Here is a 12,227-nt window from a genome sequence, read left to right on the forward strand (position 1 = left end):
GTGCCCATGTCAGAGCTGGATCGGTCCGCCAAAACCGTCATCTTTCTGAAGCGGCGTGTCCGTTTGGGCTTGCGCCGAAGCTGGAGCTCCATTCTCCCCGCGCTGTTGATGGCCGTTTGTGCCGTGGGCGCTTACTATTTCTCTGAGCTGGTTTTGGGGCATCACGGCCCATTGTTTGCGGCAACCAGTGCAATTATCGCTTTGGGGTTCTCCAGAGATCCGCGCCTGCGCCGTGTGCTCGAGGTGGGGTTGGGCTGCACCATTGGCATTGCTGTGGGAGACCTGCTTCTGCACTTCCTTGGTTCCGGCATCTGGCAGGCGGCACTGGTACTTTTCCTATCCATTCTGCTGGCACGGTTCCTTGACAGCGGCGCTATTTTCACCACCCAGTTGGCCTTACAGTCCCTGCTTGTAGTGTTGCTGCCAATTCCTGTGGGCGGCCCTTTCACTCGCAGCCTGGACGCCGTCGTCGGTGGATGCTTTGCGTTGGCCGCAACATTTCTACTGCCACGGGATCCTCGCCGGCAACCCAAAGACGACCTTAAAGAGGTCCTTGGCGAGCTCTCCCTTGTCCTGCGTGAATGTGCCTCTGCACTCTCATACAACGACTCAACCACCGCTTGGCACGCCCTTGTCAGAGCCCGCAATCAACAGACCCGCATTGACGCCATGCGCCAAGGCCTGCGAGGCTCAGTTGAAATTGCCAGGCTTTCCCCCGTGTACAGGCAACATTTGCAGGAAGTTGAGGGGTTGACGAAACTGATGGTGCACGTGGATTACGCCATGCGTTCAAGTCGGGTACTCGCCAGACGGCTTGCAAGCGTGATCAACAATGCAGCACTTTCAGACACCGGCACAGTTCATCTTGCCGATGCACTCAGCGATACGGCTGCAGCCGTGGATGAGCTAGGTGCCGCCCTTTCCGACACAACTTCTCACTCCATGCTCAGCCATGCCCGCCACACCCTGGCAGACATTGCTACCCGACTGCACCCCACAAAATTGGAAATCACCCGAATGGAAGGTGAAGCTGTGGTGCTGTTATTCCGCACGCTGATGGTTGATCTTCTTGAGACGGCCAAAATGACACCCTCCGAAGCCAGATCCATGCTGCCCAAGCTGTAGCCAGCCTCACCACCCCACCCTCATCTATCCCTCTCCCTCACCACCCCACCCTCATCTATCCCTCTCCCTCACCACCCCGCCCTCGTGAGATTGGAGATAATGACACCTCCGCGCGAACGAATCGATCAGCAACTAATACCGTTGTCAGTACCCGGCGATAGTGTTGAACCATGGCAACAAAGAGTGCAAAGACGAACGCTGGGAAAAACTTCCGCTGTGCCGAATGTGGCTGGAGCGCTGTCAAATGGGTAGGGCGCTGTGGCGAGTGTCAGGCGTGGGGCACATTGGAGGAAATCGGGACAGTTGTTGTGCGGACAACAGCGGCCACTACAGTGGTGCGCCCAGCCCAGCTCATCTCCGAAGTTGATGCCTCTCACGCTGCCCACAATCTCACAGGTGTCCCCGAGCTCGACCGCGTTCTAGGCGGTGGCATGGTTCCGGGCGCCGTAATCCTGCTGGCAGGGGAACCCGGCGTCGGCAAATCCACCCTGCTACTGGACGTGGCAGCTAAATTTGCCCGCAACGAACATGGACGCGAACCAAAAGTAGTGCTTTATTTGACGGGTGAAGAATCCGCCGCGCAGGTGAAGCTGCGTGCAGAACGCATTAGCGCCGTTGCGGACACTCTTTATCTCAGTGCTGAAACTGACCTTGGCACGGCTCTTGGCCAGGTCGAGGCGGTGCAACCAGCTCTGTTGATTGTGGACTCTGTGCAGACCTTCAGCAGTGCAATGGTCGATGGCAGCGCTGGTGGCGTGTCACAGGTCCGTGAGGTGGCAGCCTCGCTTATTGCTGCTGCCAAGCGTCTGAATATGACGACCCTACTGGTTGGGCATGTCACAAAGGATGGCTCCATTGCCGGGCCACGCCTGCTGGAACACCTGGTGGATGTTGTGTGTCAGTTCGACGGCGAACGTCACTCCCGATTACGCCTGTTGCGGGCTGTGAAAAACAGATACGGCCAAACTGACGAGGTCGGCTGTTTTGATCTGACCGATGATGGCATTGAGGGGCTTGCCGATCCCAGCGGACTTTTCACCTCCAGAACGTCCCAACCGGTGTCCGGAACCTGCATCACAGTGACAATGGAAGGCCGCCGCCCACTGCTGGCTGAGGTTCAAGCGTTGCTGACACCGGCTCTAGGTTCCCAGCCCCGTCGCACGGTTAGCGGTTTAGACTCCACCCGCATTGGCATGCTGCTTGCGGTCCTTCAGCAACGGGCCGGACTACGCCTCGATGCTGACGACAGTTATGTGGCAACAGTAGGCGGGGCCCGGTTGAGCGAGCCAGCCATGGATCTGGCCGTGGCACTGTCAATAGTTTCCGCCAAAACCAACAAACCCGTCCATACCAAGATGGTTGCGTTTGGCGAGGTTGGACTAGCCGGTGAGGTACGCCCGGTACCGGGCATTAACCAACGAATTCACGAGGCCAGCCGGCTTGGGTACTCCTATGCCCTTGTCCCTCGCAGCCCGGCCGGGCCTGGCATCATCCCCCCTGATTTCACCGTAAAGGAGATTGAACATATCGCCGAAGCCACTGAACTCATCCTCCATGGCTCACCAGAGCCTCGAATCTAACGCTGCCCATCATCGTGGTGCCCCTTCGGAGCGTCACGGCTTCCTCATCTTTGGCACGGGGTGCCCAGTTGCGGGGTTTCCAGCTACGGTGTTTCCAGATACGGAACGAGCGGCTACGGGGCGTGGCGACGGGGCGTGGCGAGGAGTTAACGGCTCCTGACACCAAGCAGTAATGGCCATGTATCAGCCCAAAAGACACAGATCGGTCACGATGCCCTGTCCATTTGGGCATGCAAGCCCATAAATACGCGGAATTCCCACTATTATGGGAAGTGATACCTGCGCGGATTCCCGTGCGTGAAAAGAAGGAGCTTCCATGCTTCGCAGTCCCGAAGAGGCCCTCAAGGCCACGCTTGCTCGAGTCGCACCGGGGACACCCCTGCGTGACGGGCTGGAACGGATTCTTCGCGGGCGCACTGGGGCACTGATTGTGCTTGGTTCAGATAAAACAATTGAGAGCCTGTGCTCCGGTGGCTTTGAAATTGACATAGATTTTGCTCCCACAAGTTTGCGCGAATTAGCGAAAATGGACGGCGCCATTGTCTGCGATAAGGACGTAACCAAGATCCTGCGTGCCGCCGTCCAGCTGGTACCAGACCCAAGCATTGAAACTCAGGAATCAGGAACTCGGCACCGTACGGCAGAGCGCGTCGCCATCCAGACTGGGGTGCCGGTTGTATCCGTGAGCCAGTCCATGCAGATCATTGCCTTGTACGTGGATGGCTTGCGTTACGTTTTGGAAGGCTCGGAAAAAGTCTTGGCCCGCGCTAACCAGGCTTTGGCCACCTTGGAACGTTACCGAGCCCGCCTGGATCAGGTAACAAACTCCCTCTCTGCCCTAGAGATTGAGGCGATGGTCACCGTTCGCGACGTGGCCGTCACCTTGCAACGCCATGAAATGGTACGCAGAATTTCGGAAGAAATTGCCCAATACGTCCTTGAACTTGGTGTTGACGGGCGCTTGCTGTCCCTGCAATTGGAAGAACTCTCAACTGCCCGCGGGTCGGGTGCAGATATGGTCATCCGCGATTACACAGACGGCGGCTCAACCGATGTTGACGGTGCCGTTGCCGCCCTGCAGGAGATCGATCAAGCTGACCTGATCGATCTGAGTCTCATTGCGCGAATTGTGGGGCTGACCAGTGGAAACGACTCACTCGACGCCATCATTCAACCCCGTGGGTACCGCTTGGTGTCAGGACTGAAGGCGGTTCCGCGCGCAGTTGCGGGACGCCTTGTTGACCACTTTGGCGGACTACAGAATTTGATGGCAGCAACCATTGATGAGCTCATGCGGGTAGACGGTATTGGCGAACTTCGTGCCCGTAATGTCCGGGAGGGCCTGTCTCGGATTGCAGAAGCCAGCCTGCTGGACCGTTTCCTTTAATCCGTAGGCTTACGCGTTGCCTTGAATGAGAGGTCCGCACTAGTGCTGTCACTGCAAGGTGAAGGTGACCTTCTCACTTGACCACTTACCTAGCGTTGCCACAAACATGTAGGTTGCCCCGCCCCGGCCTGGCTTGCTCTGAACCTCGGCGCATTCAGGTGCGTTTCTGTTGACTTTCCAGACAAAATTCGCTGACTCTGAGGCCCCCGGTTTGAGGTTTTTCACCAGATCACTCGGATCCAGCTGGCAGTTCCTGGAGTTGAAGATGATGTCATCTCCGCTGGTGATTTGATACTCCATTTGGCTTGTTCCCACGTTGATATCGCAAGATGTTTTGCCGGAGTTTGTCACCTGCAATGTCAGAATAGGTGTTTCCTCCGGCCCGTAGGCCGGTTTATCTACAGCGGCCGTTACCTTGATGCCAGCTTCATCGCAAACGGCCGACGGCGGTGTGCCGGGTTTCGGCGCACTCTTCGGATTCGCTGTGCCTGAATCGAGGCCGGGGGAATCCTGGGTACTGCTGCCTGTTCCAAGCAAGCCCGCGATGAAGAACCCACCAACAACAAGTCCAACAATGACGCCCATCAGCAAAATAAGAGCCACCAACCGGCGCCGTCGGTACACTTTGGCCGAAACTCTGGGTTTGGATCGAGGCGCGGAGGAAGGACCCCTGCCCGCTCCGGACTTCCCTTTTGTTCCCACATCCTCAGCTTATCTAAATCGTGCTCCACCCATCGCTAACCACGCCGCCAAATGATGTCGTGGGATGGATCAACGCAGCGCCCAGCCCGCATGATGAGGCGGCCTGGGCGCCACTGAGCCGTGGGTAATCTACAGTGGAACTGCCACTGCGCCATGGTATCCACCAGCAGCGACATGAGAAACAGCAAGCTACAAGGAGTTTGGGTGTACAAAGAAATCCAGGAGTGGTTCAGCCGCGAGGCTAGAGACCTGCCGTGGCGTGGGGATTGTTCAGCGTGGGGAATCTTTGTCAGTGAAATAATGCTCCAACAGACTCCCGTAGTGAGGGTACGGCCAGTGTGGGAGCAGTGGTTGGAGCGCTGGCCCACCCCTTCTGATTTCGCCGCCGCACCCGCAGCTGATGTGCTTCGCGCCTGGGGCAAACTAGGTTATCCACGCAGAGCACTGCGATTGCATTCCGCCGCGCAACAGATTGTTCAACAGCACAATGGTGCCGTGCCAGGTACCTACGCGGAACTGTTAGCCCTTCCAGGCGTGGGCACCTACACGGCCGCCGCAGTTGCCGCCTTCGCTTTCGGTCAGCGGAGCACAGTTGTTGATACAAATATCCGCCGTGTACACGCCCGGCTCGTTATTGGACAAGCCCTGCCGGCGCCCACTCTCACAGCTGCCGAGATGGCTTTGGCCACTAAGCTGCTGCCCCAAGACACCCAAGAATCGGTGCTCTGGAATGCGGGTGTGATGGAGTTGGGTGCACTAATTTGCACTGCCCGCAATCCAAAGTGCCAGAGTTGCCCGGTGTTAGATAAGTGTGCTTGGATCGCGGCCGGCCAGCCCGAACCCACATACATTCCCAAGGGGCAGCCTTGGGCAGGCACCGACAGGCAAGTTCGTGGCGCGGTCATGGCCGTGCTGCGCGCCGCAAGCTCCCCGGTGCACGCGGATCTCTTCTGGGACGCGGCGGCAGCCTTGGTGCATGCTGAGGTCGGTTCCGAGTTAAGCAAGCTACATAGTTTGAACACACACGCCCCCCAGCTGCAACGTGCCCTAACCGGGCTGGTGGCAGATGGTTTGGCAGAGCTCTCCGACGCCGGCTATCACCTACCGCATTGACCTGACTCTCCTTTTGCTCCTGATCCCCCCAGTAAAGACGGGGGATCAGGAGCAAGAAAAAATTCTCCCCTGGAAAGCGGGCCCTCAGAGCTCTCCGAAACCAGCGGCAACTTCGCTGCGCACCAGATCAACCGCACGCTGCGCATCCGGTCCAGTGGCAGAAACGTTCAGCTCGGTCCCCTGCCCTGCGCCCAGGGTCATCAGCATCATGACCGATTGGCCATCCACATCGTTGATATCGATCTGAACATCCATGGCACCCAACTTTCCCGCTAAGACCGCAGCCGGCCGTGCATGCAAGCCCATCGGGTTCAGCAATGTCAGAACGGCACTTACTGCGCCATCACCATCTAGATCCGAACCGTTTTCCTCCGCTGGCAGCGTTGCCACCGCGCTTGGTTGCAACGCCGTCTCAGCGGCTTTACATACATCGGCTAGGGAGGCGCCCGATTCAGCCGCTACGGCGGCTGCAACCGCACCCTCCACTAATGGAGCCTCTGCCAGTTTTAGCTCCTCGGGGTTGCCCATGAACTCAAGAGCCGCTTCGGCAGTCATAACGGCTGACCCTAGGTCGGTCAGCACCACGGCACCACTGCCGGTATCTGCTCGCGACAGCGCCGTCATGACCTTTTCCAGGGAAGTTCCAATGCCGCCGTCGTCCATGCCGCCGGCAGGAACCAGAACAACATTCGGGGCCATCTGGGCGGCCAACTCAACCACCCCGGCAGCTAGCTGGGCGCTGTGCGAGATGATCACTAATCCAACGTTCATGCGCTAACCCCTGCCGCTTGCGCTGCAGCACGCAAAATGAGCGCCGACGAGGCCGCTCCGGGATCCCTATGCCCGATTGCCCGCTCCCCCAAATAGCTGGCCCGCCCCTTTCGCGCGATCAGCGGGTCGGTAGATACTGCGCCGGCTTCGGCCGCCGCGGCAGCGTTCTCCAGCAACACCGCCGGCGAAGCCCCGGCAGAGGAAGCAGCTGCTGCCGCATCCACGGCGGGGCTCCAGGCATCGATCATCGTTTTCTCTCCCACAGCAGCCTTGCCGCGGGCAACAACTCCATCGCGGGCAGCTCCCAGTGCCGCAGCAAGCATGCCGGAATCAATATCAGTGGCATCCCCCACTGCGGTTGCCGCGCGCAGGAAGGCTGTGCCAAACAACGGTCCGGCCGCCCCGCCCACCTTGGACATCAAGGTCATGGCAGCAAGTTTGAATGCAGCTCCCGGCGTGGCAGGAGGCTCGGCGTCCAGCTTTTGGAGGATGGCACTGAATCCACGATCCATATTTTCACCGTGGTCTCCATCTCCAATGGCCCTGTCCAGCTCACTCAGTGCCACCCGGTTTTCGCCCACTACTGCTGCACTGCGGCGGAGCCAGTCCACGGCCCACGCCACATCAAGTGTTGTCTCTGACATTTACATCCCCCAACGCAGTGCCGGCGTGTTCACCGGAGCATCCCATAGTTTGGTCATTTCATCATCCAGCCGAAGCACTGTGATGGAACAGCCCTGCATTTCAAGGGCCGTGATGTAGTTGCCCACCAGTGAGCGTTCAACCACCAGGCCGGCCTGCGCCAGAACTTTGGCAGCATGGCGGTAAACGATGTAAAGCTCGCTTGTTGGTGTACCACCCATCCCGTTGACGAACAGCAGTACTTTATCCCCCGCTTTTGGCTTGAGGTCGGCCAGAATGGGTTCAAGCAGTCTTTCGGTGATCCCGTCCGCGTTCTCCATCGGTATTTTGTGCCGGCCCGGTTCGCCGTGGATGCCAATGCCGATCTCAATCTCGTCCTCTGCCAGCTCAAAGCTGGGGACACCCGCGTGCGGGACTGTGCACGCTGATAGTGCGACCCCCATGCTGCGCACATTATCATTGACCCTGTTACCAATAGCTGCGACGGCGTCCAGATCGTCTCCGCGTTCCGCGGCTGCCCCGGCGATCTTCTCTACAAGAACCGTGCCCGCAACCCCGCGCCGGCCAGCCGTGTACAGCGAATCTTCCACGGCTACGTCGTCGTTCACTAAAATGGTGCGCACTAAGACACCTTCAGCTTCAGCCATTTCCGCCGCCGTCTCAAAATTAAGTACGTCACCGGTGTAGTTCTTCACAATATGGACGACGCCGGCGCCCGCGTTCGCTGCGAGGGTTGCCGGAATGATCGCATCCGGCGTGGGTGAGGTGAACATGGCCCCCGGCACAGCCGCATCCAACATGCCGTAACCAACATACCCGGCGTGCAAGGGCTCATGCCCGCTACCGCCACCGGAGACCAGGCCAACCTTGCCCTCCCTGGGCGCATCTTTGCGCGTAATGAACAACGGGTCCGGATGAACTTTTACATGGTCTGCGTGGGCCTGACCAAACCCCTCCACAGATTCATCGACAACTGTTTTGGGATCATTGATGAGCTTTTTCAAGGCAAAACCTTCCGAATCGCACAGCGGTGAATGGCAAACCAGTTTCAGTCTGGCTCCCATCCGAACCTTACCCCGGAGAGTTCCCTGCTGGTAAGGCCGGAAGCGTCCGGATCATGCGTGTGTTGCCTAAAGTGTTGGGCTTGACCCTAGCCAGGTCAAGGAACTCGGCAATACCCTCATCTGCCGAGCGCAACAGTTCAGAATAAACAGCAGGGTCCACAACACTTTGGTCGGCCATGACTGCGAATCCGTTGCGAAGAAAAAAGTCCACCTCAAAGGTCAGGCAAAATACCCGTCCCACACCCAACTCTTGAGCGTTTGCAAGTAGTTGATCAACCAGCGCCCGGCCAACCCCATGCCCTCGCCATCCATCATCGGTGGCCAATGTGCGGATTTCCGCCAAATCTTCCCACATGATGTGTAACGCCCCGCAGCCAACGATCTTCCCGTCAACCTCAGCGATAAGGAATTCCTGGATAGCTTCAAAGTAGGTGACTGATTCTTTGGAAATCAAGATTCGTTTTTCCGCCAAGGGCGCCACAAGTTCCTTGATGGCATGAACGTCGGAAGTGCGGGCGGCCCGCAGTGAAATAGCTGGGTTGGAGGTATTGGTAGTCACCATTTCAGTCTACGACCCTTGGCCGGAGTTTTTCGACGTCGCAAATCCGGCCTGCGTAATAAACCAGCACGCAAAAAGGGCACACAACCCATTCAGGTCATGCGCCCTTCGCTGTACTTTGGTGCTTTAGTGCTTTACTACATCGATTGCTTCAGCTGAGGCAGTGATGGCCTCCGGAACATTCGGTTTGGTTGCGCCCACAAAAGTGAATTTTGCCTCGTCACCTTCGCCTTCAACGTCCACGGTGACAATGTCGCCATCCTTGAGTTCCCCGAACAGGATCTTCTCGGAGAGGTGATCTTCGATCTCGCGCTGGATGGTGCGGCGCAGCGGCCGTGCACCCATAGCGGGGTCGTAGCCCTTGGTGGCGAGCAAAATCTTGGCTGCCGGTGTGAGCTCAATGCCCATACCTTTATCTGCAAGACGAGACTCCAAACGTGCAATCATCAGGTCAACGATCTCGATGATCTCATCCTGGGTGAGCTGCGGGAAGACCACAACGTCATCAACACGGTTCAGGAACTCGGGGCGGAAGTGCTGCTTGAGCTCCTCTGTTACCCGTGCTCGCATCCGGTTGTAACCGGTCTGAGTATCTGAACCTGACTGGAACCCGGTGGCGATCGACTTGGAAATATCGCGCGTGCCCAAGTTCGTGGTCATGATGATGATGGTGTTCTTGAAGTCCACAACCCTGCCCTGGCTGTCTGTGAGACGGCCATCTTCAAGGATCTGCAGCAGTGAGTTGAACAGGTCGGCGTGGGCCTTTTCAACCTCATCGAACAGAACCACGGAGAACGGACGACGGCGGACCTTTTCGGTCAGCTGCCCACCTTCTTCATAGCCAACGTAGCCCGGAGGAGCACCGAAGAGTCGAGACACTGTGTGCTTCTCTGAATATTCGGACATATCCAGCGTGATGAGCGCATCTTCATCGCCAAAGAGGAAGTCAGCAAGCGCCTTGGCCAGCTCAGTCTTACCAACACCTGTGGGGCCGGCAAAAATGAACGAGCCGCCTGGACGCTTGGGATCCTTCAACCCCGAACGCGTCCGGCGAATGGCCTGCGAAATTGACTTGATGGCCTCATTCTGGCCAATCACGCGCTTGTGGATTTCATCTTCCATCTTCAGCAGACGCGTGGACTCGGCCTCGGTCAGCTTGAAGACAGGGATACCTGTGGAGTTGGCAAGAACTTCGGCGATGAGTTCTTCATCCACCTCGGATATCTCATCCAATCCACCGGACTTCCAAAGACGTTCCTTTTCGGCACGGGCAGTGATGATTTTCTGCTCGTCATCTCGCAAGGATGCGGCACCCTCAAAGTCCTGGGCGTCGATGGCGTCTTCCTTGCGCTTTTTCACGGCAGCAATTTCACCATCCATGGCCTTGAGCTCCGGCGGAGCCGTCATGCGGCGGATACGCAGACGCGCACCTGCCTCATCAATCAAGTCAATGGCCTTATCTGGCAGGAACCGATCGCTGATGTAACGATCTGCCAAGGTGGCAGCCGCGGTCAGTGCACCGTCGGTGATGGAGACACGGTGATGTGCCTCGTAACGGTCGCGCAGGCCCTTGAGGATTTCAATGGTCAACGGAACCGTTGGTTCCTGCACCTGAATGGGCTGGAACCGACGCTCCAGGGCGGCATCTTTCTCAATGTGCTTGCGGTACTCATCCAGTGTTGTGGCACCGATGGTCTGCAGCTCACCGCGGGCCAGCATGGGCTTCAGAATAGAAGCGGCATCGATGGCGCCCTCGGCGGCACCTGCCCCCACCAACGTGTGGATTTCATCGATGAACAAGATAATGTCTCCGCGGGTGCGGATCTCCTTGAGCACCTTCTTCAGACGTTCCTCGAAGTCACCTCTGTACCGAGAACCTGCCACGAGGGAGCCCAAGTCAAGGGTGTACAGCTGCTTGTCTTTGATGGTCTCAGGGACGTCTCCGCGCACAATGGCCTGGGCCAAACCTTCAACAACTGCAGTCTTGCCAACGCCGGGCTCACCGATGAGAACAGGGTTGTTCTTGGTGCGGCGGGAGAGGATCTGCATGACGCGTTCCATCTCATGCTCGCGTCCGATGACAGGGTCAAGCTTATTTTCCCGTGCAGCCTGTGTCAGATTACGGCCGAACTGGTCAAGAACAGCCGAGCCCGCGGGCTGCCCTTCAGGCTGGCCGCCACCACTGGCCACTGGTTCCTTGCCTTGGTAACCGGAGAGCAGCTGGATGACTTGCTGGCGCACACGGCCCAGATCAGCGCCGAGCTTCACTAGTACCTGAGCGGCAACGCCTTCGCCTTCACGGATCAGTCCAAGCAGAATGTGCTCAGTGCCAATGTAGTTGTGGCCCAGTTGTAGGGCCTCCCGCAGTGAAAGTTCAAGAACTTTCTTGGCGCGCGGGGTGAAGGGAATATGCCCGCTAGGAGCCTGTTGCCCCTGCCCAATGATCTCCTGAACTTGTTCCCGGACACCGTCAAGGGAAATGTTCAAGGACTCTAGGGCCTTGGCGGCAACACCTTCACCCTCGTGGATGAGGCCGAGCAGAATATGCTCCGTGCCAATGTAATTGTGGTTGAGCATGCGGGCCTCTTCTTGGGCCAGCACAACAACACGTCGGGCTCGATCAGTAAATCGCTCAAACATTTCGCCACACTCCTCTTACTGCGTACTTTGATGCTACGCAGTGCCCGGCCGTTATGGGGGCATGTTCGCCACAGGGGAAATAGCAAGTTTGCATCCGGGCGCGGCACTGTGTTCTTAAAGTACGACGGCGGGACCACCATCTCAGGTGATCCCGCCGTTGATCTATGGTAATTGGCTCCCCAAACGGGTGCTGATTCAACACCCACCAGATACCTCAGAAACTTCTTTAACTTCCGGCCGACTTCTGGCCAACTTCCAAAAAATCGATTTACCGATTTATGGGATCACGCAAGTATTAGCCCTGCGCCGCGTAGTAAGCATCGCGAATTTCAGCTTGAATGCGGCCACGTTCTTGCACTGTGTAGCCGTTCTCACGCGCCCAGGCGCGAATCTGTGCCACATCGCTGCTGGACTTTGTTGCGGTTGCCGGGCCGCGGCCGCGAACAGCTCTGCCACCTACGCGACGGCCTGCGCCAACGTACGTGGCCAAGGCTTCGCGCAATGAGTTCGCATTCTCTGCAGACAGATCAATCTCGTAATTGATTCCGTCTAAACCGAACGTGACATTTTCATCTGCAGGGCTCTGATCAATATCGTCCACGAGTGTGATGTGAATTTTTTGTGCCATGGGGGTTATCGCCTCA

General features: G+C 57.7%; 11 protein-coding genes. 4 read left to right on the forward strand and 7 right to left on the reverse strand.

Features of this window, described 5'->3' with window-relative positions:
• The first annotated feature begins 6 nt into the window (after nucleotides 1-6).
• The 3 genes from AAFM46_RS15580 to disA all read left to right on the forward strand — a co-directional run bounded on the left by AAFM46_RS15580 (nucleotide 7) and on the right by disA (nucleotide 4,092).
• Nucleotides 7-1,125 carry an FUSC family protein gene (locus AAFM46_RS15580; protein WP_343318716.1) on the forward strand — a complete coding sequence of 373 codons (1,119 nt, stop codon included), beginning with the start codon at nucleotides 7-9 and terminating at the stop codon, nucleotides 1,123-1,125.
• 170 nt (nucleotides 1,126-1,295) lie between these two features.
• The gene (radA, locus tag AAFM46_RS15585; RefSeq protein WP_343318718.1) at nucleotides 1,296-2,705 is read left to right on the forward strand and encodes a DNA repair protein RadA; all 1,410 of its coding nucleotides are present in this window, start codon (nucleotides 1,296-1,298) and stop codon (nucleotides 2,703-2,705) included.
• Between the two features lie 316 nt (nucleotides 2,706-3,021).
• Entirely contained in the window at nucleotides 3,022-4,092 is a 1,071-nt protein-coding gene (gene disA / locus AAFM46_RS15590; RefSeq protein ID WP_283529033.1) for a DNA integrity scanning diadenylate cyclase DisA, read from the forward strand.
• A 48-nt stretch (nucleotides 4,093-4,140) separates the two neighbouring features.
• On the opposite strand, the gene AAFM46_RS15595 is transcribed toward disA, so the two are convergent.
• Nucleotides 4,141-4,695, reverse strand: a complete 555-nt coding sequence (locus tag AAFM46_RS15595) for a hypothetical protein (protein WP_343318720.1) — start codon at nucleotides 4,693-4,695, stop codon at nucleotides 4,141-4,143.
• 273 nt (nucleotides 4,696-4,968) lie between these two features.
• Here AAFM46_RS15595 and AAFM46_RS15600 point away from each other — a divergent pair, with 273 nt between their 5' ends.
• A complete protein-coding gene (locus AAFM46_RS15600) occupies nucleotides 4,969-5,907 on the forward strand; it encodes an A/G-specific adenine glycosylase (RefSeq protein ID WP_283529029.1) in 939 nt (312 codons plus the stop codon).
• 84 nt (nucleotides 5,908-5,991) lie between these two features.
• Here the strand turns inward: AAFM46_RS15600 and dhaM are convergent, their stop codons facing one another.
• The 6 genes from dhaM to AAFM46_RS15630 form a co-directional block, all read right to left on the reverse strand.
• Complete coding sequence (gene dhaM, locus AAFM46_RS15605; protein ID WP_283529027.1) at nucleotides 5,992-6,678, reverse strand: dihydroxyacetone kinase phosphoryl donor subunit DhaM; 687 nt, start codon at nucleotides 6,676-6,678, stop codon at nucleotides 5,992-5,994.
• Nucleotides 6,675-7,322: a dihydroxyacetone kinase subunit DhaL gene (gene dhaL / locus AAFM46_RS15610; protein ID WP_343318722.1), complete on the reverse strand. Its 648-nt coding sequence runs from the start codon at nucleotides 7,320-7,322 to the stop codon at nucleotides 6,675-6,677. The genes dhaM and dhaL overlap by 4 nt, the downstream gene beginning before the upstream one ends.
• Entirely contained in the window at nucleotides 7,323-8,324 is a 1,002-nt protein-coding gene (dhaK, locus tag AAFM46_RS15615; protein WP_283529023.1) for a dihydroxyacetone kinase subunit DhaK, read from the reverse strand.
• A 67-nt stretch (nucleotides 8,325-8,391) separates the two neighbouring features.
• Entirely contained in the window at nucleotides 8,392-8,946 is a 555-nt protein-coding gene (locus AAFM46_RS15620; RefSeq protein ID WP_343318723.1) for an amino-acid N-acetyltransferase, read from the reverse strand.
• A gap of 123 nt (nucleotides 8,947-9,069) precedes the next feature.
• Nucleotides 9,070-11,583: an ATP-dependent Clp protease ATP-binding subunit gene (locus AAFM46_RS15625; RefSeq protein WP_343318725.1), complete on the reverse strand. Its 2,514-nt coding sequence runs from the start codon at nucleotides 11,581-11,583 to the stop codon at nucleotides 9,070-9,072.
• A gap of 295 nt (nucleotides 11,584-11,878) precedes the next feature.
• Nucleotides 11,879-12,211, reverse strand: a complete 333-nt coding sequence (locus tag AAFM46_RS15630) for an Lsr2 family protein (protein ID WP_283529017.1) — start codon at nucleotides 12,209-12,211, stop codon at nucleotides 11,879-11,881.
• Nucleotides 12,212-12,227: the final 16 nt, after the last annotated feature.

This window comes from Arthrobacter sp. TMP15 (genome assembly GCF_039529835.1).
Taxonomy (GTDB): Bacteria; Actinomycetota; Actinomycetes; order Actinomycetales; family Micrococcaceae; genus Specibacter.